The organism is Bacillus thuringiensis (assembly GCF_001182785.1).
Classification (GTDB): domain Bacteria; phylum Bacillota; class Bacilli; order Bacillales; family Bacillaceae_G; genus Bacillus_A; species Bacillus_A thuringiensis_S.
In genome coordinates this window covers 398,193-422,098 of the sequence record NZ_CP012099.1, presented here as the reverse complement: position 1 = coordinate 422,098, position 23,906 = coordinate 398,193, and the positions used below count along the sequence as shown (strand labels likewise).

The window sequence follows — 23,906 nt, the reverse complement described above, 5'->3', positions numbered from 1 at the left end:
ATAAATATATAATTATTCATTTTAAAAAAAGATTAAGGTGTAGATTAAATCTACACCTTATATTATTCTATTAACTTTTAAATTCCCCAATTAACTCTTGCAGCTCCTGTGCAAGCCAGCTTAAAGAAGTAGCTAATTCTGCAATATCTTGTACTGACATTTCCTGTTCTTTCATACTCTCTTCAATATTACCACTACTATTCGCATACGTATTTGCAATATGTGATAGTTCATTTACAACTTGAACGATATTTTGGCTATTTTGCAAAATATCACCTGAGTTGCTAGAAACCGCCTTAACTTGGTCCGTAACAGAATGTGCTGATTTTGAAATTTTCTCGAAGAACGCACCACTACTTTGAACAAGAGTAATTCCAGATTCTACTTCTTTTGAACCTTTTTGCATTGAAACTACAGCCTCTTCTGCTTCAGCTTGTGTTTCCCCAATTAATTTAGCTATATCTTTCGCTGACGTTTCAGTTTGCTCAGCTAATTTACGTACTTCATCAGCGACCACTGCAAATCCTCTTCCAGCAGCTCCAGCACGTGAAGCTTCAATAGAAGCATTTAACGCAAGTAAATTGGTTTGATTTGAAATACCTGTAATTACGGTTACGATATCACTAATTTCCTTCGATCTTGTTTCCAATGAATAAATAATCGAAGATAAATCTTTTACTGCATTTTGGATTAAATTCATTTGATTAATAATTTGTCCAATTACTTCATTACCTTCAATTGAATGTTGCTCCATACCTTCTGAGGCAACCGCAACCAGTTTCGCAGCCCCAGTTATCTCTTCCACCTTATTTTCCATTCCGTGCACAATTCCTAAGCATTGTTGTACTGAAGTTTCTTGAGACTGTGCTCCTACTCTTAAACCTTCCATGGAACCTGCAATTTCTTGAACTGCCATACTGTTTTCCTCAGTACTTGCCGATAATTCTTGTGATGAAGAAGAAACTTGCTCTGCAGTTTGTTTTACTTTATCTATAATTCCTTTAAATTTCTCAATCGTTGCATTGAAATAAGTATTAATAATACCAATGTCATCTGGTCTTTCTTTTAATTTAATACTTAAATCACCCTCACCAACTTTACGTAATCCCTCTCTTAGGTCTTTTAATGGGGCTAACGAATTACGAACAATAAAGAATTGAATAACAGTCGCAATAGCTAATGAAATACAAATGAATAGTAAACCTTGCATCATAAATTTCTTCTTTGTATCTGGAATAACAGAAGCATCTACATCTGCCGCAACAATTGCGACAATATTTTTTTCTCCATCCGTAATGGGCTCTAATATTGTCACCCATGAGCCTAGTTCATCTTCATATACTTCTGTCATTTGTGCCTTTTTCGTATCTATCACTTTATCGTATGCCTTCATCCAATGAGCTGGTTGTTCATAATAGTCACCCGGCTTTACAGGTACTGCATTTGTTAACTCTGTAGTCAAACCAACGATTTGTAATTCTCGTTTGTCATTGGGTTTTGCTCCCGTAATATACGTTTGTCCAACACTTTTTAAATCTTTTGTCACTTCATCTAATTGCTCTTTTAACTTTTCCTTCTTCTCCTTTTGGGCTGTAGGATCTTTCGCAAGATCTTTCACTAATTCTGCGTCTAATTGATTTATTACAGTATCTCCTGTTTCAATAGACTGTCTTTCAAATAAAGACATCATACTATTTTGAAACATGTTGAAACTTAACGCGCCCATACTTCCAACAAGCGTCAAAATAACTAGTACGGTTAATAAGACGTTCTTTTGAAGAAACGTTAACTTATGCCAATACTTTTTCATTAATATCCACCTTCCTTAATTAACATAACAAAAAAACAAAATATACGAATATTTTGTTTGAAAATGTTTCTCAATATATTCGAGAATAAAAAAAAGCCAATGTAAAAGCATTGGCCAAGACCAACCCTATCCGTCCGGTAACTGGCTAGCATAGCCTTTCGACCTTAGCTCCTGTAGTTTTGCGTCCTCATGTTTCCATCAGTTTGCCTTTCTCGCTGAACGAGTTGAACGATATGGGAGTTCTATGAGAATTAATTTATTCTCTTTCAAAGATTACAACATATAAATCAAAATGTCTACTTATTTAGAGATATAAATACAAATTTTTAATGCATTGCTTTTTCGAAATAATTTCAAAAAGTACGTGAATGTTACTTTTTTTGTGTTATATAATAAAAAATGTATAAATAACAAGGATTTCTTCGGGTATTCATTTAATTTTCATTCAAATTAAACTATTCGAATATATCTTAATTAATGAATTTCGGAGGTAGTTTATCATGTTTTGGCTACAATTTCTTACCTTGTTACTCTGTATTTTTATTGGTGCACGCCTAGGCGGAGTTGGTTTAGGAGTAATGGGTGGAGTTGGTATGGCAATACTCGTTTTTGTCTTCCACTTACAACCGACCGCGCCTCCTATTGATGTAATGCTCATGATTTTGGCAGTAATTACAGCTGCTGGTGCTTTGCAAGCTGCTGGAGGAATGGACTATCTTGTTCATCTAGCTGAAAAAGCATTGCGAAAAAATCCAAAGCGTATTACTTTTTTTGCTCCAATTGTTACTTATTTATTCACACTATGTGCAGGTACTGGTCACGTTGCCTATTCTGTACTTCCTGTTATTGCAGAAGTCTCTCGTGAATCAGGGATTAGACCAGAACGCCCAATGTCGATTGCCGTAATCGCTTCTCAGCAAGCAATTACAGCTAGTCCGATTTCAGCTGCCACAGTTGCTCTTTTAGCAATGTTCGCTGACTATAAAATTACCTTATTAGATATTTTAAAAGTAAGTATCCCTTCTACTTTCATTGCTTGTATGTTAGCAGCATTCGTTGCTAGTAAGATGGGAAAAGAATTAAATGAAGACCCTGAATACTTAAAACGATTAAACGAAGGAATGATTCCTAAACTTGAAGAGAAAAAAGAATTTGTAGGTGTAAAAGGCGCCAAATTATCAGTTATCCTTTTCCTAGTTGGAACCTTCCTTGTTGTACTTCTTGGTTCATTTGAAGCACTTCGTCCAGGATGGATAGTTGATGGGAAGTTAGCTCGTCTTTCCATGCCGAACACAATTGAGATGGTTATGTTAACTATCGCGGCTCTTATTATTATTTTCTGTAAACCAAATGTAGAAAGCATTGTATCTGGTAACGTCTTTAAAGCAGGAGCAACAGCAGTTGTTGCTATTTTCGGTATCGCTTGGATGGGAGATACTTTCTTTAATGGAAACTTAAATATGATTCAAGGATCCATTCAGCATTTAGTAACAAGTGCACCTTGGCTATTTGCCATCGCGCTATTCATTCTATCTATTTTACTGTACAGCCAAGCAGCAACAGTACGTGCCTTAATGCCACTTGGACTATCCCTTGGTATTCCACCAGCACTACTGATTGCGATGTTCCCTGCAGTAAATGGATATTTCTTCATTCCAAACTATGGAACAATCGTTGCTGCCATTAACTTTGACCGTACTGGTACAACAGGTATCGGTAAATACGTATTAAATCATAGCTTTATGATTCCAGGTTTAATCGCAACATTTACTTCTATCGGCATTGGAATGCTTTTAATTTCTATTATGTTTTAAAGAAAAAGCACAAACCTTTATTTTAAAAGGTTTGTGCTTTTTTAATCAAACGTTTGTTTAAAATTTTGGGCAGTCCATTTCTCCATGTAGCACTTAAAATACTACACGTCCTTCCTTACAAACTTCTCTTTACTTCTTCAGCTAATTTTCTCGTACTTTCATACGCCGATTCAGCTAAACTAATTGCTGAAATAACTGAAACACCTTCCGCACCCGCCTCTATAACTGCCGCTGTATTTTCAATTGTAATCCCGCCAATACCAACGATTGGCACTGTAATTCCTTGTTCTCTAAAATAAGCTAATCCTTTCGTTCCTTGAACCGCTTTCGTATCTTTTTTCGTACTCGTTGGGAAAATAGGTCCAACGCCTAAATAATCTGCTCCATGTTCGATTGCAAAGCGTGCTTCTTCAATTGTATGAGCAGATACACCGATAATTTTATCTCCCATTTTTTCACGAACAGATGTAATTCCTTCATCATCTTGTCCTACATGAACACCATCTGCATCTAATTCAATGGCTAATTCTACATCATCATTTACAATGAAAGGAACACTATATTCCTTACAAAGAGTCTGCAATTCTTTTGCAAAACGCACTCTATCCTCTCCAATTAAAGAACCTTCCCCCTTTTCACGAAATTGAAAAAGTGTCACTCCACCATCTAACGCTTCTTTCAATACAGTTAAAGGATCCTTCGTGCAGTTATTGCTTCCCATAATAAAATACACTTGTAATAGGTTAGACATTTTCTTTGTTTCAATGCGCATCATGTGTTTCATCCCCCTTACTCTAACTCCTCAATCTTCCCATACTTCTCCATATCAGCTGAAGTTGTATTCGCTAATTGATTTAAAAATTCAATTTGGAAACTACCTGGCCCTTTTTCTACTGTTTTAGCAGCTGCCAGTTCTGCAGCTACACCATAAAACGTTAATGCGGCTACTGCTGCTTTTACATAATCTTTTTCAACTGCTACAAATGCTCCTATTACCGAAGTTAGTAAACACCCTGTTCCCGTAACTTTTGTTAAAATAGGATGACCATTTCGAATAAGAACAGTTCGCTCTCCATCTGTAACAACATCTTCTTTTCCAGTAATGACCGCAACTGTATTTAGTTCATCTGCTGCCTGCCTTGCAATACTTACAACATTTCCATTTCCAGTACCAGCGTCTACCCCTTTAATTTCCCATTTCTCATTAATAACGTTTGCTATTTCAGCCGCATTTCCGCGGATAATTGCTAAATCAATTTCAGCCGGAATATGTCTCGCAACTTCTGTTCGATACGAAGTTGCTCCTGCACCAACTGGATCAAATAGTACTGGCACATTGTTCACATTTGCTGATTTACCAGCGAGTAACATCGCTTCTACTTCCTCAGGACGAAGTGTCCCCATATTTAATACTAACGCTCCAGCAATGCTAGCCATTTCTGCTACTTCCTCTTTTGCATACGCCATTACAGGCGATGCCCCAAGTGCCAACAAACCGTTAGCAGTAAAATTTGTTACAACAACATTTGTAATATTATGAACTAACGGATTAGATTCTCTCACCAAATCCACTACTTTACTAATTTCTTTCATATTCATCCTTTTCATCTCCTAACTATAATGATGGGAGATACACAAAAAGACACTTTGCGCGTACGCAAAGTGCCTGAACATGTGCTTTTACACTCTCCCTACGCTGGCATTATCCAACAGGTTCAAATGGTCAATGACGGACTAGTAGTCATCCTCTCAGTTTGTATCCACAAACTCCCATGTGTTTCTTATTCATCTACTTCAAAGTCTACTCTTATTCTAGTAAAATAACAAGTTCTTTACTTTTCTATTTAATATAGGAGCAACTGATAAAGTGAAGGCTTTTACGGGCAGTTGTTCCCCCACCTAACTTATTTGCTTTCGTTGAATTTTGAGGTGGGGATCTTACTGCCCGTTAATGCGGGATAAAGTGAAACTTTAATCAGTGGGGGTTTTGTTCATTCCATTAAAAACAGCTCAAATATGGAGCGAAACTGAATCTCAAGAAGATGTATGCTATATTTAACTTATGGAAATTTGAAAGGATGTTTTTAATATGTCAAAAAGCGTTGTAATCGCTGAAAAACCTTCCGTTGCACGAGATATTGCTCGTGTACTGAAGTGTGATAAAAAAGGAAACGGCTATCTTGAGGGTAGTAAATATATTGTAACTTGGGCTTTAGGTCATCTCGTTACATTAGCAGATCCAGAAAGCTATGATGTGAAATATAAACAGTGGAATTTAGAAGATTTACCGATGCTACCGGAGCGTTTGAAATTAACGGTTATTAAACAAACTGGTAAACAATTTAATGCTGTAAAAAGTCAGCTACTTAGAAAAGATGTAAATGAAATTATTGTAGCAACAGACGCTGGACGTGAAGGGGAATTAGTCGCACGCTGGATTATCGATAAAGTTAAGCTAAATAAACCAATCAAACGTTTATGGATTTCTTCTGTAACCGATAAAGCAATTAAAGATGGTTTTGCAAATTTAAAACCAGGTAAAGCCTATGACAATTTATACGCTTCAGCAGTTGCACGTTCAGAAGCTGACTGGTATATCGGTCTTAATGCAACTCGCGCTTTAACAACTCGCTTTAATGCCCAGTTAAATTGCGGCCGTGTGCAAACTCCTACTGTTGCTATGATCGCTAGTCGTGAGGATGAAATAAAAAACTTCAAAGCACAAACTTACTACGGCATCGAAGCTCAAACAATGGAGAAACTCAAACTTACTTGGCAAGATACAAATGGCAATAGCCGTAGTTTTAATAAAGAAAAAATTGATGGTATTGTAAAAAGTTTAGATAAACAAAATGCTACTGTTGTGGAAATTGATAAGAAACAGAAGAAATCATTCTCTCCTGGTCTTTACGATTTAACTGAATTGCAACGTGATGCAAATAAAAAGTTCGGTTACTCTGCCAAAGAAACATTAAATATTATGCAGAAATTGTATGAACAGCATAAAGTGCTAACGTACCCTCGTACAGATTCACGCTACATTTCATCTGATATCGTTGGAACACTTCCAGAACGTCTAAAAGCATGTGGTGTTGGAGAATACCGTCCCTTCGCACATAAAGTATTACAAAAGCCTATCAAACCTAACAAATCATTTGTTGATGATAGTAAAGTAAGCGATCATCATGCGATTATTCCAACAGAAGGATACGTTAACTTCTCAGCATTCACAGATAAAGAACGCAAAATTTATGATTTAGTTGTAAAACGTTTCTTAGCTGTTTTATTCCCAGCATTCGAATACGAGCAACTAACATTACGTACTAAAGTTGGTAGTGAAACGTTCATTGCACGCGGAAAAACAATTTTACATGCTGGTTGGAAGGAAGTATACGAAAATCGATTTGAAGACGATGATGTAACTGATGACGTAAAGGAGCAGCTTCTACCTCGCATTGAAAAAGGCGATACATTAACTGTAAAGTTAATTATGCAAACATCAGGTCAAACGAAAGCACCTGCACGCTTTAATGAAGCAACTTTACTTTCAGCAATGGAGAATCCTACAAAATATATGGATACTCAAAATAAACAACTTGCTGATACGTTAAAGTCAACTGGTGGATTAGGTACTGTAGCGACACGTGCAGATATTATCGACAAACTTTTCAACTCTTTCTTAATTGAAAAACGTGGTAAAGATATTCACATTACATCAAAAGGTCGTCAATTACTTGATTTAGTACCAGAAGAATTAAAATCACCTACACTAACTGGTGAGTGGGAACAAAAACTTGAGGCAATTGCAAAAGGAAAACTCAAGAAAGAAGTATTCATTTCGGAAATGAAGAACTATACGAAAGAAATTGTTTCTGAAATTAAATCGAGTGATAAAAAATATAAACATGACAACATTTCAACGAAGTCTTGTCCAGACTGCGGCAAACCAATGCTAGAAGTAAACGGCAAAAAGGGAAAAATGCTCGTATGCCAAGATCGTGAATGTGGTCATCGTAAAAATGTATCTCGTACAACAAACGCTCGCTGTCCGCAATGTAAGAAGAAATTAGAATTACGTGGTGAAGGTGCAGGTCAAATCTTTGCATGTAAATGTGGCTATCGCGAGAAATTATCAACATTCCAAGAGCGACGTAAAAAAGAATCTGGAAACAAAGCTGATAAACGTGACGTTCAAAAATATATGAAACAACAGAAAAAAGAAGAAGAACCATTAAACAACCCGTTCGCAGACGCATTAAAAAAATTAAAGTTCGATTAAACAAAAAGGTTCCTACCGCTCTCGGTAGGAACCTTTTTCTTAATGAATAATTTTACTTCCTTTTGCATTCTCAACAAATTTTTCACTTGATTTGTTAATTGGTGTTTTCAGTAATAACGCAGCAACGATCATAACTACTACGAAAACACTTAACACAAGTAAATCTCTTATTACGATATCCCAAAGCATTCCGCCAACCGTTTCACGAATTGCACTAATTGCGTATGTGAACGGTAAGAACGGATAAATTGCTTGGAAGAATTTCGGTGTCATTTGAATTGGGAATGTTCCGCCCGACCCTGCTACTTGCAATACAAGTAAAATGATCGCCATCGATTTCCCAACGTTTCCGAAAATAGAAACGAGTGAGTATACGATGCAAACGAAGACTCCACCAATAAATAAACTAAATAATACAAACCAGAACTTATCGACTACGTACGTACCGAGTAAGAATATATCTCCCATCGATACGATAAACGCTTGTGAAAGACCTATCGTTAAGAATGTTAATAAACGTCCGAAGTAAATTTCATGGCTCTTATAATTTGCGCCCTCTTCGTGTACTTCTACCGTTAATAATGAAACCATTAATAATGCGCCTACCCATAATGCAAGCACTGTATAGAATGGTGACATCGCTGAACCGTAGTTTGGCATCGCAAATAATTTATTCTCTTTTAAATTGACTGGATTCGCAAAGTAATCACTTTGCTTCTCAACATCGTTTTTCAATAAGCGTATGATGTCTTTTAAATCCTCTTCAGATTCAAAATCACGAATTTTATCTGCTAATTCTTTAATCTTTTTCTCAGTAGCTGGCATTTCAGCTTTAATGTCTGCTAATTTCTTTTTACCATCTACTAAACCTTTTGATGAATCTTCTAGTAATTTTTTAACATCTGGAAGCTTTTTGTCTGCCTCTTTTAAAATTTGAGATGTGTTTTTAGACATCTCTTTTGTGCGAGCAATTGCTGCATTGAAATTTGGAGTGATTTCTGAGTCATATTTAGCTAAAATGTCACCAATTTGGCCCGAAACACTTTTAGACACTTGATTAATACTTTCAATAACATCTGCTGCTGGTTTTTGACCTTTATTAATAGCGTCAATTCCTTTATCAGTTAAATCGATTCCTTTTTGGAAACCATCTTTTACTTTATTTAACTTAGCGATTGTGCCATTAAGATTTTTATCACTATTCACATCAGCTAACACTTTATTTGTACTTTCCAGAACTGGAATCATGTCATTAACTAAATTCCATCCTGCTTTGAACTGTCCATTCACATCATTTAAGGCTACTTTTGTAGAATCTAATCCATTAACACCTTTGTTACTTAAGTCTTCTCTTGCTTTTTCAAGCTCCGTTTTTAATCTACTGTAATCATTTACAGCTTTATCATATTTTTCTCTACCACTGTCTAATGCTTCATTTGTTTGGTTTACTAACTCATTTGCTTTTTTGATATCTTGATTTAAATTACCTCTTAGTTGCTGAGCATCTTCTTTTACATTTTCAGCTGTGTTTTTCAATTGCTCAGCTGTGCTTACTGCTTTTTCGAAATCTGCTACAAACGTAGCGTTATAATCTGCTTCTGCTTGATTTACCAAGTTATTTATTGCATCTAACTTTTTATTAGCAGCGTCTCTTACATCTTGTTTCACTTCTTGTCCTGTACCAATAATATTGGCAATATCTTTAACGCCACCATTTGCATTTTCAATAGCTGATTTAAGGTTTGTTAATTTTTCTATTCTCTTTTGGAAGAATTCTTTTCCAAAATCAGTTGATGCAGACTCTTTAAATTTAGTAAAGACATCAATTAAATATGAAACACTATCTGCACGACCTTGCAGCGTCTCAGAAACCTTATTAAGATCTTGCTTCGCTTTTTCTGGATCAAAATTACCATTTTGCAACCCGTTTATAACACCTTGTGCATAAGTTGTTCCGACACGTATCGAACTAAAAACATTATTTACAGTTTGATTAATATTTTTAGCAATATTTTTATACCCCTCACCATTCACTTGCGGTAAAGCTGGAATTTCTGGGATTTGTGGTACTTGCGGAATAGTTATATTAGGCAACACTGGGAATTTAGCTGGATCTGGAAGTGTCAGATTAGAATCAAATGATGGATTTTTTAAGAAATCCGTAATTGCCGCCGCACCATCTAAACCTTTTTGCATTACCATTAAATTATTCTTAATAGTTCCTGGGGCACGTTGCAATGTTTCATCATTTCTCGCAAAGAATTTATCTAAATTCCCTAACGCTTCTTGCCCATCATTCATAACACTTTCTACAACCGGCAACTCTTTTTGCGCTACTTTCACAACATCTTCTGCTCGAGTTGCATCATCTAATGCCTTATCCATAAGTGTATTCATTTCTGGGAACTGCGCTTCTAACTTAAATACAAGATCTTTTACTTTTTCGATACTTGGTAAGTTTGTTTCTAAATCGATTCCAAGGTCATTGAAAATTTTAAAAATCTCACCGTTTGCTGTTTTTACAAAGTTTTTACTAATTTCTTCTGTAATACCTGATGCACCTTTTGCTGTAATCTTCGGTGCAATCGCGTTTACTTTTTCATTCACATAGTAATCCAGTTCTGGTTTTTTAGGATTTTCATCCAGAACAGTTGCAATTTTTTCAGAGAAGTCTTTTGGAATCGTAATACTTGCATAATAATCCCCACGCTCAACTCCGTAAATTGCTTGTTTTTCATCTACAAATTTCCAGCCAAGATTTTTGTTTTTCTTAAGGGAGTCTACAATCTCTTTCCCGATATTAATATCTTTCCCTCTTAAATTAGAACCTGCATCTTGGTTAGAAACTGCAATGGGAACCTCTTTTGTATTTCCATACGGATCCCAAGAAGCTTTAATGTTAAACCATGCATATAACGATGGTAAAATCATTAATCCTAAAACAATAACAATTGCAGCCCAATGTTTGGCTACATTCCGTAAATCTGTCTTATAAATACGCCAAATCTGTTTCATAGAAGTTATCACCTAATTATATATTTTTCCTTCTTTAGAAAATGATACATGCATTTTGCAATTATATCACTTTCTACATCGTGTATTAACCAAAAACGTACTATTTTTTCCCATTAACTTTCACTTACTTTATTATATAACGAAGTGAGTCAAAGTATGAATACAAAATGACCAAATCGGTTTTACATTCAATAATAACAAATATATATGAAATGTCATAAAAAATACAAGTATTTTCTCTTGGAAATACTTGTATTCCTAAAAAAAATCCTCACAGCTTTTATTCTCTGTGAGGATTTCTTCTATTATATATCCAATTGAACCTCTACACCGAAATGATCTGAAATTACATTTCTGTTTGTACCATTAAAAATAACTTTTGAAGAATGAACTTTTTTACTTTGGTTACACAATATTAGATCGATTCGCAAATTATGTTTATTTTCATCCCAACCAGCAATCTCGCCTTGGACAGTCGTTCCTTCATCCTTCTCTATTGCTAATTCATATGTGTCATACAACCCTTTTTGCATCATATACTCATAACCTTCGCCTTCCAAGCGAGCATTGTTATTAAAATCCCCCATTAAGAAGGCGAGCTTATTGCTATCTACACGCTCCATCAAACGATCGACTTGACCTTCGAATGACTCTTCTTCATCATTCCACCAACCGAGATGGCAAGAGTAAAACGTTATATTCTTACCATTATAAGCAATTGTTGTACTTACAATTTTACGCGTTTTCCAATACGTTGTATCCTCGTTTTCTGAAATGAAGAACGTATCTTCTTTTATAATATTATGCTTCGTTATAATCGCTAATCCTTCTTCATACACGTCATAACCAATATGAGAGAAATCCCAAGTAATATTGTAATCTTTTACATGTAGCGCTTTTAACTCTTCTAATAGTAAAAGTCCAAAATTATCTTCTTTCTTGTTACCGCATACATTTTCAGCTTGTATGGACTGACTTACTTCTTGCAATGCGATGACATCGTACTCTTCTTCTTGAATTACTTTAGCAAGGTATTGTATCTTTTCTATTTGATTCTCTTCTTGCCAAGAATGACAGTTTAAAGTTAGCAATTTCATATTATTACGCACCTAACATATCTTGAATGTCTGACTTTAATACGTCAGCTTTCGGACCATATACCGCTTGTACACCTTTATCTTTTACAATAAGCCCTAAAGCACCATTTTGTTTCCACTGTGCTTCTGGTGCAACAACATCTAAGTCTTTTACTGTTACACGTAAGCGTGTCATACAAGCATCTACGTCAGCAATATTTTCTTTTCCACCTAATAAATCGATAACTTTTGTTGCTAATGAACCGTCTTGTACATTTCCTGTTCCTTCTGATGCCTCATCTTCATTATCAATATAGTTACCTGCACGCCCTGGTGTTGGTAAATTGAATTTTTTAATTAAGAAATTAAATAGTGTAAAGTTAAGACCGAAGAACACTAATGAAACAATAACAAAGTTGATTAAGTCTCTTGTTAAACCTGCGTTAACCATCATTGGTGTACGAGTAATTAACTCAATAAATCCAAATGCATGAACACGTAAGTTAATTAAATCAGCTAGCGCGAATGCAAGTCCTGTTGTAATAGCATATACAACATATAATACTGGAGCAATAAACATGAACATGAATTCAATTGGTTCTGTTACACCTGTTAAGAATACTGCTAATGCTGCTGATAAAAACATTGGTTTATATTTTGCACGCTTTTCTTTATCAACGTTACGGAACATCGCAAATGCAATCCCCATTAACGCTGCTGTTGAGCCGATAACTTGTCCAGCTTTGAAACGAGCTGGTACAACGTTATTTAATAAATCGTTATATGCCTTCGTATCTCCATTTGCTAATAAATTATTTAAATCTGTAATCCATGCAAGCCATAATGGATCTTGTCCTGCTACAACTTGTCCAACTTTTGAACCAGTTAGCATCGTATATGTTCCGCCTAGCTCTGTATAGTTCATCGGAATCGTTAACATATGGTGTAAACCAAATGGTAATAATAAACGCTCTAACGTTCCATATACAAACGGTGCAACAACTGGTGCACTATCTTTTGAAGCTGCAATCCAGCGACCAAATTCATTTAACCCACTTTGGATGAATGGCCATAGAAGTGATAATACAATCGCAGTAACTGTAGACCAAAGAATTACAACGAATGGTACAAATCGTTTTCCATTAAAGAATGCTAATGCCTGTGGCAGTTTATTATAGTTATAATATTTGTTATATAGATTAGCTCCTAAGAAACCTGTGATAATCCCCACGAAAACTCCCATGTTTAATGCTGGTGCACCAAGTACAGAAGTAAAGTAATCTTTTACAAGTAAATCTCCTGCTATTACTGAAGAAACTGTCGCTTTTGAATCCGCTAACATTTGAGCGTTTACGCCAAATATAGCTCCTGTAATTCGGTTTGTTAAGACGAATGCTAATAGTGCTGCAAATGCACCACCTGCACGATCCTTCGCCCAAGATCCCCCAATTGCTACTGCGAATAAAATGTGTAGATTTGTAATGATTGCCCAACCGATGTCTTCCATTACGCGAGCGATTGTGTGAACTGCGTTAATATCCCCAGCAGACATACCAATTAACTTACCGATGGAAATCATTAAACCAGCTGCTGGCATTACGGCTACAACAACTAATAACGCTTTCCCGAACTTTTGCCAAAAATCAAAAGACGTAATTTTCATCTGTTCTTCCTCCCCTTTATTTATAACAACATAATGATTTAAATTATAATTTCTGTTCCCTTTATGAAAACGATTCCTTATGTTACTTTATTTTTATCTTTACGCAACCGTTTTCATAAATCTATTTTAATAAAAGCGTTTTCACTTTGCAATAGAAATTTATTTTTTTTCATAAAAAAAGATGCTCAAAGAGCATCCTTTTTTATTATGAAATGCGATAAACCCTTGTTTCATAAGGTTTTAAAGCAATTGTTGTTACTTCTTCATGTTCCGCAACTTCATAGTTATTTAAAAGCAAACGTTTGCGTTCTAGTGCAAATGAACCCTCATTATACACAGCTTCCTCTTTTGAGATATTACTAATTACAATGACTTTTTCATCCTGTAATGTACGTGTATATGCATAAATTTGTGGGTCGTCTTCTAAAAGTAAATCGTACGTACCATAGTTCAGTACATCGTGCTCTTTTTTCAGGGCAATCATTTTCTTATAGAAATTGAAAATAGACTTTTCTTCATTTTTTTGCTTTTCAACATTAATTTCTTTGTAATTTGGATTCATGCTAAACCAAGGTGTACTTGTTGTGAAACCAGCATTCACCTCATCATTCCATTGCATAGGTGTACGTGAATTATCGCGGCAAGAAGCCCATATAATCTCCATCATATCTTGATGTGGTACGCCCTCTGCAATTTTCTCGCGATATAAATTTTTAATTGCTACATCATCGTAATCTTCAATATTTGGTAACTGAACATTTGTCATACCAATTTCTTGTCCTTGATAAATAAACGGTGTACCGTGCATAAAGAAATACATCGCTCCTAGAGCTGTTGCACTTTCACGCCAATATTGTTTATCATCTCCCCATGTTGAAACGATACGTGGTTTATCGTGATTTTCAATATATAAAGCGTTCCATCCTTTATTCTCTAATCCTTTTTGCCATTTCGTTAATACTTTTTTCAATCCTACAACATCAAGGTCTTTCTTCTTCTCTGCATCCCATAAACTTAAATGTTCAAACTGGAATACCATATTGAACTTACCTTGCTCTTCTCCAACCCAAAGCTCAGCATCTTCAATCTTAACGCCATTTGCTTCACCAACAGTCATAATATCGTACTTAGAGAATGTACTTTCTTTTAGCTCTTCTAATAAAGGTTGAATACCTTTCACATTCATATGTTTATCAAAAGATGGCACATATTTTAACTCTTTTGGATTTGGCATATCCTTGAGGCCTTCTTCTTTTTTAATATGACTGATCGCATCAACGCGGAAACCATCAATACCTTTATCAAGCCACCAATTAACCGTATCATATAGTACTTCGCGAACTTCTTTATTCTCCCAGTTCAAATCTGGTTGTTTACGTGAGAATAAATGTAAATAATATTGTTCTGTTTCTTCATCATATTCCCATGCCGAACCATTAAAAATACTTTCCCAGTTGTTTGGCTCCGCACCATCTTTACCATCATGCCAAATATACCAATCACGCTTCGGATTATCTTTAGATGAACGTGATTCAATAAACCATGGATGTTCATCACTCGTATGATTAATAACTAAATCAATAATAAGCTTCATATCACGCTTATGAACTTCATCTAGTAAAGCATCAAAGTCTGCCATTGTACCAAACTCATCCATAATATCTTGATAATCACTAATATCATAACCATTATCATCATTAGGTGACTTATACATTGGACAAATCCAAATTACATCTATACCTAAATCTTTTAAATAATCCAGTTTTGCAATAATACCTTGTAAATCTCCAATACCATCACCATTTGAATCCATAAAGCTTCGTGGATAAATTTGATAAGCAACCGCTTCTTTCCACCATGTCTTATTCATAGTCCTTCTCTCCTTTTGCATCCCATCGGAAATTTTATGCAAACGTTTTCGTAACACTATCATAACAAAATATGAACAGTTTGCAACTGTTTTCATTGAACTCTATGTAGATTCTTTATTCTTATGCTTTATTTATTTCTCACAAAGGTAAATCTCATTCTTCACCTCTCCTTGTCCACGCGTATTACAGATATTTTTCATATATTAATAAAAAGCTCTGATTATTTTAGAAAGGAGTAATAAATTGAAGCAAACAAAATTAACAGGTCGTATCGTTGTTCCCACAGATCCTGACTACGACGTAGCCCGAATGAATTTAAATTTAAGTATTCCAAAACTCCCTTGTATTATTGTTTTTTGTCAAAATAACAAGGATGTCTGTAACGCCTTAAAATGGGCACGTGAACGTCATATACCATTTCGGTTAAGAAGCGGACGTCATAGCTATGAAAATTTTTCTCTTTTAAATAGAGGACTTATTATTGATGTGAGTGAAATGCATCGCATTACTGTTAATACAGATAAATTAACAGCAACAATTGAGGCTGGTGCAAATCTTGGCACTGTTTATAAAGAGCTTTGGAATTACGGTGTTACAATTCCTGCTGGTACAAGTGCAAGCGTCGGAATTGTTGGATTAGCACTTGGCGGTGGTATTGGTATGCTTTCGCGCTTATTTGGATTAACATGTGATCAACTAATGGAAGTGGAAATGGTACAAGCGTGTGGAAAATTTGGTGCAAAACTCATTCGTGCAAATGAACAAGAAAATTCTAACCTTTTTTGGGCATGCCGTGGTGGCGGTGGTGGAAACTTCGGAATTGTCACTTCCTTAACTTTTCGAGTCCACCCGATAAAAAATGTATCAATTTTCTCAATTACATGGGAATGGGAAGACTTTATTGCTGCATTTCAAGCGTGGCAAAACTGGGCACCTTATATAGATGAACGTCTCACTTCATCGATCGAATTATTCGCCAAGCAACAAAATAAAATCGAAGCACAAGGCGAGTTTGTCGGTTCTCCCTCTGAACTCCATTCCTTATTATCCCCTCTTCTTGAAACTGGTAGCCCCTCTCTCTTTATAGAAGAAGTTCCTTATATAAAGGCTGTTGAATTTTTTAATGGCGGTAACATCCCTGAAAATTTCAAGCGCTCTGGTTCCTATGTCTATAAACCTATTCCCCTTAAAGGCATTCAACTCATGCAATACTTTCTTTCTCATGCCCCAAATAAAGATGCTAGTATTTGGCATCAATCACTCATAGGTGCTGTTGAAAATATTTCGCCGAATGAAACGGCTTATTTTCATCGTAAAGCAATTATTGCTCAAGAATACATTACCTCTTGGAAATGCGATGATGAAGAAAATCGAAATATACGCTGGGTTAAAGATTTACGAGAAAGCTTAGATCCTTATACATTAGGTGACTATGTGAACTGGCCCGATATCGACATTAAAAATTGGCAAACTAGTTATTATGGCTCTAACTTTCACAGATTGCGTAAGGTGAAAACTATGTATGATCCTTGTGATATTTTTCATTTCCAACAAAGTATTCCTCCTTTTCATACGTGAAACAAGGGGATAACATAAAAAAATCATCCAATATACCGTTACCTTGCAGTATGTTGGATGATTCAAGTTGATTTTCTATATCGTTTCAAATTATTGCTCCTACTCATAAACTTTTACTTACAGATTAATTGTACTTCGTATCATTTTCATGCAATGAATGTAATTTAATATTTGGTACTGTATCTTTTTCAATACCTCTATTATAAGAAACAGGAACTTGAAATTCGAATTGCTTTGTCTCGTGTTTTTGTAAATAGACTGGTTTCGGTACTGAATAACTTTTTGAATTCTCGTTTGCATTATCATATAAAACAACTTTTAATGCTTGTGAATGATTACGATAATTTTTTAAAGTAACAATGCACTTTGGTTCGATACCCTCTCCATTTTTCTCCATCCTACACTGGCTATCTTCTTTTTTATATTCTATTGCTTCTACCCCTGTTTTTCCTGCGTAGTACCATGTTTTATTCAATGTTTGGATGATGTTATTTAAAATAAACGGCATCATTAAAATCAATATACTAATGCCTACTACTTTTATCTTATTCATTTTTCTAAATGTACTAGACTCCTTTTTTCCTAGCCATTTTAAAAATAATATAAATGCAATTACATGTAGTGTGAAAGAAACAATCAATATATTTGAGACTTTATAATCCATATAAACATACGTATGTATCGGAACCTTATAGACATTGAATAATTTTTCCCCAATTAATTCATTATCATTTGGAATTTTTAATAATAACAAAACCCCTATACTGTAACAAATAGCTACTAATCGATCATACTCAATACGAATCATTCTTTCTCCCCTTCACTTTGTTTTTTATTATCGATTTTAGCTATTATTACCATACTATACAATCTTTTTATAGAGGATAACGTAAAAAAGTTCCTTATAAATATATAAAGAACCTTATTAATATACATTATGAATTAAAAAATCAATATACCATTTTCACATAGAGATTTCTTCAAAATATGTTGGATCATGTATTGTAATTTTTTTATCTAAAATTGTAACAATGCTATCATTTTTTAATTGTTTTAATACGCTGCTAACTGTCTCTCGAGATGTTCCAGATATTTTGGATATTTCAATTGTTGTAAGTGGACATGAAATTACAATCTTTTCCCCACTCTGTTCTCCTAAATCCTGCATTAAATAATTTAACGTTTGGATAACACGATCTTGTGCATTAGGAATTGTAATATTTTGCACCCGATTTTCGTTCAATTTTAATATAGATGATAATTGCTGAACAACGTACATCAATTGCGTTCTGCTGGATTTCACCATATCTTCAAAGATTACCGTTGGAATATAATATACTTCCACATCCGTCATTGCTTCTGCTGTATAGTTATATCCTCTGTCTGTAAACATACCACCATAAGGAAAAATAGAATACCGCTTTACATAGTCATCGTATAATAAGTTCCCATTTTGATTAACCCGCTCTAACTTTACAAAACCATCTAACATGAAGTAGATTCTTTCCCTTGAATCCCCTTCTAAAAATAAAAATTGACCTTTCTTATAAGTTCGCCAATAAACAAACTCTGTTAAGCCTTTCAATTTTTTTTCTGTTAAATGAGCAAATAATTCGAACTGCTTTAAGTCTTTCACTACGTTCCGTCTATTCATAAAATTCCCTCTCTCTTGCTGTATGTTGGAGCGAAAAATCAAGAAAGCGTATTCAATTTGAATTTTATCATAATTAACTTATATATTCAGATTTCATCATGAAAACTTTATGAACAATGAGTACAAAAAATATTAATAAATAAAAAGAATGAAGTTATTAACCTCATTCTTTTTTTACTACTAAGTAGCGTACATAATAATTTAAACATACATGCATACATTCTGTTTTGAAATAATAGTACCAGCTTTTTCTTCTAGTGCTTCATATACTTTTTCTAAAGACGTAATAATTGTTTTTCTTTTTGGATTTGTATTAACAAAATTAATCGCAGCTTCAATTTTTGGAAGCATGCTTCCCGCGGCAAATTGTTGTTCTTCCATATATTCTTCTAGTTGATTCACTCTGACATGCTCTAATTTTTTTTGATTCGGTTGATTATAATTTACATACACATGATCAACTGCAGTTAAAATAACGAGCGTATCGGCATCTACTAATTCTGCTAATTTCTGTGCAGCGAAATCTTTATCGATAACCGCTTCAGTTCCTTTTAACCCTTCTTCGGAATCAATTACTGGAATTCCCCCTCCGCCAACAGCTATCACTATGTTTCCATCTTCGACCAAAGAATTAATAACTTTATGTTCATGAATACTTACAGGCTTCGGTGATGGAACAACACGTCTCCATCCTCTACCAGCATCTTCTTTAAACACTGCTTTCGTTTCATCCATTAATCTTCTGGCCTCTTCTTCTGTATAAAAAGGACCAATTGGTTTAGTTGGATTTTTAAATGCCTCATCTTTTTTATCCACAACAACGCGTGTTATAACCGTTGCTACATCTTTTTGTATATTCCGTTTTTTCAATGCCTTTTCAATCGCATTTTCCATCCAATATCCAATCATCCCTTGGCTCATTGCCCCACAAGTATCTAATGGCATTGCAGGTGTCTTTTCCGTTTCTGCAGCTTTTTGCTGTAATAAAATATTCCCCACTTGTGGGCCATTTCCATGCGCAATTACTATATCCACATCATTTTCCATTATTTTCACAAGTTGTTCTGCCGTTTTTTCCAACGCTTCTTGCTGCGCTCCCGCAGTAGCTTCTCCAGACTGTATCGCATTTCCTCCTAGTGCCACTACAATTTTTCTTCGTGCCATATTCCAGCCCTCCAATTGATTTCGCTTTCACAGCGCTTTATAAAGTAATACTGCCTGTAATTAATCCATAAATCGCAAAGAATGCTAAAGCACCAATTGCTACGGATGATGCTAATTCCACTCGAGTAAATATTTGCTTCGAACTCTTTTGCTTTTGAACATTGTAAAAAATAAAAATACCTGGCGCATATAAAGTCATTGTTAATAATAAATACTCTAAACCAGCTGCATAAACTAACCACACGCCATAAATACTTGCTATCAAACCAATTATTATATTTTTATTTCGATCTACTTCTTCAGATTTTAAGCTATGCTTCAGTTGATAAAATGCTGAAAAAGCATATGGGATTAAAATGGCTGAAGATGCTAAAGAGAATGCAAAGTTATACGCCTGATCAGAAACGACGAATGTTAACAAGAATATTTGAATTAAACCATTTGTTATCCATAATGAATTTACTGGAGCCTTATTTTTATTTTCTTTTGCGAACCATTTTGGAAATACTCCATCTTTAGCCGCTAAATATGGAATTTCAGAAGCGAGCAAAGTCCAACCTAACCAAGCACCTAATACAGAGATAACCAAACCTAGATTAATAAAAATAGCACCCCATTTTCCAACAACACTTTCAAATAAATAAGCCATAGCTGGATTTTTCAAACCAGCAATATCTGCTTGCTGCATAAGTCCAAGAGACAATAATGTGATTAAAATGTAAATGATAAGTGTACCAATTAAGCCAATAACCGTTGCTTTCCCTACATCACTTCTATTTTTTGCTCGACTGGATAAAACAACAGCCCCTTCTACCCCAATAAATACCCATAGAGTTACAAGCATTGTACTTTTAACTTGGCTGCCAACTGCTCCCCATGAAAAAGAACCAGTTTGCCCCCAAAATCCATCTAAGAACGTATCAATATGAAACGCAAAGATTCCTATGACAATAAATACAAATACAGGTACTAATTTTGCGATTGTAGTTACTAAATTCACAAGTGCTGCTGATTGAACTCCACGTAAAATTAACATGTGAACACACCACAATAATACGCTTGCACCAATAATGGATTCTACATTTTGACCGCCTTCAAAGATCGGGAAGAAATATCCTAATGAAGAAAATAATAATGTACCGTAAGCTACATTCCCAAGCCAAGCAGATAGCCAGTATCCCCACGCACTATTAAATCCCATAAAATTACCAAACCCTGCTTTTGCATAGCTAAAAATACCACCATCTAAATCTGGCCGTTTTACAGTTAGATTTTGAAAAGATAATCCAAGTGCAATCATCCCAATTCCTGTTATAACCCAGCCAATAATAATGGCTCCAGCACCAGCACCTTTTGCCATATCACTCGCTAAATTAAAGGCTCCACCGCCAATCATAGACCCAACTACAAGAGCCGTTAGTGTAAACAACCCTAATTTCTTATCTTCACCCATTCCACTCACCTCTCTTTAATTGCAATAACAATACAAAAGCAATAGTGAATGATAGTGTCTAAAGGAGGAGAAAGAAGAAAGGAAGACTCCCTTTCTTCTTTACTCCATGTTTCCTAAAGTAGCTGCCATAACCGCTTTAATTGTATGCATTCTATTTTCAGCTTGATCAAATACTTTTGAATGTTTACTGCGGAATACTTCGTCAGTTACCTCCATTTCTTTCAACCCATATTTCTCATAAACTTCTTCGCCATACATCGTTTCAACATCATGAAATGCAGGTAAACAATGTAAGAAAATCACGTTTTCATTCCCTGTTTCTTTAATCATTTTCATATTTACTTGATAAGGTTTCAATAACTCGACACGTTCAGCAAATTTTTCTTCTTCTCCCATAGACACCCATACATCTGTATAAATTACATCTGCATTCGCAACAGCTTCTTCCACATTACTTGTTATCATTACCTGTTCATTATATTTTTTTGCTAAATCAATTACTTCTTGTGCAGGCCATAAAGATTCCGGTGTACAAATACGTACATCCATTCCAACGATTGCTCCACCAACTAGTAAGCTATTAGCAACATTATTTCGTCCATCTCCAACGTAAACGAGCTTCACATTTTTCAATTTCCCTACATGTTCTCTAATTGTTAATAAATCTGCTAGTGTTTGTGTTGGATGCCACATGTCTGTTAATCCATTCCAAACTGGCACACCAGAATTTTGTGCTAAAGATTCTACAGTCTCATGATTAAATCCACGAAACTCAATTCCGTCAAACATACGCCCTAACACTTTTGCAGTATCCTCTACGGATTCTTTTTTCCCAAGCTGAATATCACCTTTCCCTAAATATTCAGGATTCGCCCCTAAATCTGTACATGCTACCGTAAATGCACAGCGCGTACGAGTGGAGGTTTTTTCAAATAAGAGCGCTACATTCTTATGTTCTAAATAATGATGCGGGATACCATTTTTCTTTTTCTCTTTTAATTCTGCTGCTAAATCTAGAAAATATAACAATTCTTCTTGTGTAAAATCTTTTTCTGCTAGAAAGCTTCTTCCTTTTAAATTTGGTCTAGTCATTAACATGCTTCATCCCTACTTTCTCCGTTATTTATACTAAATATCTTTACGAACAATTGGCATACTCATGCAACGTGGACCCCCACGACCACGAGATAATTCTGAACTTAGCACCTCAATCACTTCTATACCGTGTTCCCGTAATAACGTATTGGATACATAGTTGCGATCATATGTAACAACTACACCTGGTGCGATTGCTAATGTGTTCGAGCCATCATTCCATTGTTCACGAGCAGAAGCAATTACATCTCCTCCTCCACATGGAATAAGAACTAATTCACTTAAGCCTAATACCTCTTTTAATGCTTCCATTAAAGAAGTACGATGTGTAATTTTAAGAGTCTCCTCATCTGATCCTTTTTCTAAAATATAAATATTCATATTCCCTTTTGGCCCTTGAATGGCTGGGTGAATTGTAAACTTGTCATAATCAACCATTGTAAATACTGTATCTAAATGCATAAATGCTCGGCATTTTGGAATTTCTATTGCTAACACTTTCTTAATTTTATTTTGTCGGCTAAAGAGATTTTTAGCCAAACGTTCAATTGCTTTAGCTGAAGTACGAGCAGATACTCCAATTGCAATTGTTTCTTCATTTAAAATTAGCTCGTCGCCACCTTCAATTGGAAATTTATAATCACGATCTAACCAGATTGGTACATTATGTTTTGCAAATCTTGGATGATATTTAATGATGTACTCCATGAATAATGATTCACGTCTACGCGCTGGTTCTCTCATCTTATTTATCGTTAAGCCATCGCCCACGCTAGCTGCTGGATCACGAGTAAAATATAAATTAGGCATTGGATCTAAGTAAAACGGATAATGATCTTCCATTAATTCATATAAATGTGTCTTCTTACTTGTTTCAATTTCGCTTTTCCGTACACCGCCCATAATTTTTTGAATTAATTCTTCATTTGAAAAGGAAAGTAAATATTCTTTTAAAGTTTGATGTGCAACATTTACGTCGGCCTGTCCTTCTTTTAAAATACGATCAACAAATTCTTCTCGAAGTTTTTTGTCTACTAACGCCTCAGCGGCTAGTTTTTCTAAATAAAGAACTTCAACACCCCGATTGCGTAACGTTTGTGCAAAATAATCATGCTCTTTTTGAATAATTGGTAAGTATGGAATATCGTCAAATAATAATTGCTGCAAATAATCTGGCGTCAAGTTTTCCACTTCTTTACCCGGTCGTTTTAATAAAACCGTTTGTAATTCCCCAATTTCTGAAGTAACATGTATCGGATGTTTCATTTGTTGTACCTCCTTTTAAATATGTTTGATGTCTTACAAGTACATAATAAATGCTCTGCACTTTCATCTTTGTGAAATCATCCACATTATCATTGTGAAATATTAAACAAGTTATTTTTTTAAAATCATACGAATATGTATTTTTATAACAAACTATCTCGATTTTTC

General features: G+C 35.0%; 16 protein-coding genes and 2 riboswitches. Of the genes, 3 read left to right on the top strand and 13 right to left on the bottom strand.

The window, feature by feature from the left end; translation table 11 throughout:
- Nucleotides 1-70: 70 nt before the first annotated feature.
- Nucleotides 71-1,810: a methyl-accepting chemotaxis protein gene (locus AC241_RS02215; protein ID WP_016083674.1), complete on the bottom strand. Its 1,740-nt coding sequence runs from the start codon at nt 1,808-1,810 to the stop codon at nt 71-73.
- Nucleotides 1,811-1,943: 133 nt separating this feature from the next.
- Nucleotides 1,944-2,028, bottom strand: a riboswitch (cyclic di-GMP riboswitch).
- 282 nt (nt 2,029-2,310) lie between these two features.
- On the opposite strand from AC241_RS02215, the gene AC241_RS02210 reads away from it, so the two are divergent.
- Complete coding sequence (locus AC241_RS02210; RefSeq protein WP_043937733.1) at nt 2,311-3,624, top strand: anaerobic C4-dicarboxylate transporter family protein; 1,314 nt, start codon at nt 2,311-2,313, stop codon at nt 3,622-3,624.
- Between the two features lie 115 nt (nt 3,625-3,739).
- Here AC241_RS02210 and thiE read toward each other — a convergent pair whose 3' ends face one another.
- The gene (gene thiE / locus AC241_RS02205; RefSeq protein WP_016083676.1) at nt 3,740-4,399 is read right to left on the bottom strand and encodes a thiamine phosphate synthase; all 660 of its coding nucleotides are present in this window, start codon (nt 4,397-4,399) and stop codon (nt 3,740-3,742) included.
- Between the two features lie 14 nt (nt 4,400-4,413).
- Nucleotides 4,414-5,223: a hydroxyethylthiazole kinase gene (gene thiM, locus AC241_RS02200; RefSeq protein ID WP_029441507.1), complete on the bottom strand. Its 810-nt coding sequence runs from the start codon at nt 5,221-5,223 to the stop codon at nt 4,414-4,416.
- Between the two features lie 72 nt (nt 5,224-5,295).
- Nucleotides 5,296-5,408: riboswitch (TPP riboswitch) on the bottom strand.
- Nucleotides 5,409-5,713: 305 nt separating this feature from the next.
- Between thiM and topB the strand changes: the two genes are divergently transcribed.
- Nucleotides 5,714-7,903 (top strand): DNA topoisomerase III, encoded by a 2,190-nt coding sequence (topB, locus tag AC241_RS02195; protein ID WP_029441506.1) that lies wholly within the window; start codon nt 5,714-5,716, stop codon nt 7,901-7,903.
- A 39-nt stretch (nt 7,904-7,942) separates the two neighbouring features.
- On the opposite strand, the gene AC241_RS02190 is transcribed toward topB, so the two are convergent.
- From AC241_RS02190 to AC241_RS02175, 4 genes are all read right to left on the bottom strand, one after another.
- On the bottom strand, nt 7,943-10,918 hold the full coding sequence (locus tag AC241_RS02190) for a YhgE/Pip domain-containing protein (RefSeq protein WP_029441505.1): 2,976 nt from the start codon (nt 10,916-10,918) through the stop codon (nt 7,943-7,945).
- Between the two features lie 305 nt (nt 10,919-11,223).
- Nucleotides 11,224-12,015, bottom strand: coding sequence for an endonuclease/exonuclease/phosphatase family protein (locus AC241_RS02185; protein ID WP_029441504.1), 792 nt, complete (start codon nt 12,013-12,015; stop codon nt 11,224-11,226).
- 4 nt (nt 12,016-12,019) lie between these two features.
- Complete coding sequence (locus tag AC241_RS02180) at nt 12,020-13,657, bottom strand: PTS transporter subunit IIBC (protein ID WP_016117098.1); 1,638 nt, start codon at nt 13,655-13,657, stop codon at nt 12,020-12,022.
- A gap of 205 nt (nt 13,658-13,862) precedes the next feature.
- Complete coding sequence (locus AC241_RS02175) at nt 13,863-15,527, bottom strand: glycoside hydrolase family 13 protein (protein ID WP_050842479.1); 1,665 nt, start codon at nt 15,525-15,527, stop codon at nt 13,863-13,865.
- Nucleotides 15,528-15,771: 244 nt separating this feature from the next.
- On the opposite strand from AC241_RS02175, the gene AC241_RS02170 reads away from it, so the two are divergent.
- Nucleotides 15,772-17,106: an FAD-binding oxidoreductase gene (locus AC241_RS02170; RefSeq protein WP_050842477.1), complete on the top strand. Its 1,335-nt coding sequence runs from the start codon at nt 15,772-15,774 to the stop codon at nt 17,104-17,106.
- Nucleotides 17,107-17,230: 124 nt separating this feature from the next.
- Here AC241_RS02170 and AC241_RS02165 read toward each other — a convergent pair whose 3' ends face one another.
- The 6 genes from AC241_RS02165 to arcA form a co-directional block, all read right to left on the bottom strand.
- A complete protein-coding gene (locus AC241_RS02165; RefSeq protein ID WP_050842475.1) occupies nt 17,231-17,914 on the bottom strand; it encodes a hypothetical protein in 684 nt (227 codons plus the stop codon).
- 156 nt (nt 17,915-18,070) lie between these two features.
- Nucleotides 18,071-18,760, bottom strand: a complete 690-nt coding sequence (locus AC241_RS02160; RefSeq protein ID WP_001081905.1) for a Crp/Fnr family transcriptional regulator — start codon at nt 18,758-18,760, stop codon at nt 18,071-18,073.
- A 201-nt stretch (nt 18,761-18,961) separates the two neighbouring features.
- The gene (gene arcC, locus AC241_RS02155; RefSeq protein ID WP_050842473.1) at nt 18,962-19,924 is read right to left on the bottom strand and encodes a carbamate kinase; all 963 of its coding nucleotides are present in this window, start codon (nt 19,922-19,924) and stop codon (nt 18,962-18,964) included.
- Between the two features lie 37 nt (nt 19,925-19,961).
- A complete protein-coding gene (gene arcD, locus AC241_RS02150) occupies nt 19,962-21,377 on the bottom strand; it encodes an arginine-ornithine antiporter (RefSeq protein ID WP_000503413.1) in 1,416 nt (471 codons plus the stop codon).
- Between the two features lie 99 nt (nt 21,378-21,476).
- Complete coding sequence (gene argF, locus AC241_RS02145) at nt 21,477-22,475, bottom strand: ornithine carbamoyltransferase (RefSeq protein ID WP_050842471.1); 999 nt, start codon at nt 22,473-22,475, stop codon at nt 21,477-21,479.
- A gap of 30 nt (nt 22,476-22,505) precedes the next feature.
- Nucleotides 22,506-23,738 carry an arginine deiminase gene (gene arcA / locus AC241_RS02140; protein WP_000682344.1) on the bottom strand — a complete coding sequence of 411 codons (1,233 nt, stop codon included), beginning with the start codon at nt 23,736-23,738 and terminating at the stop codon, nt 22,506-22,508.
- Nucleotides 23,739-23,906: the final 168 nt, after the last annotated feature.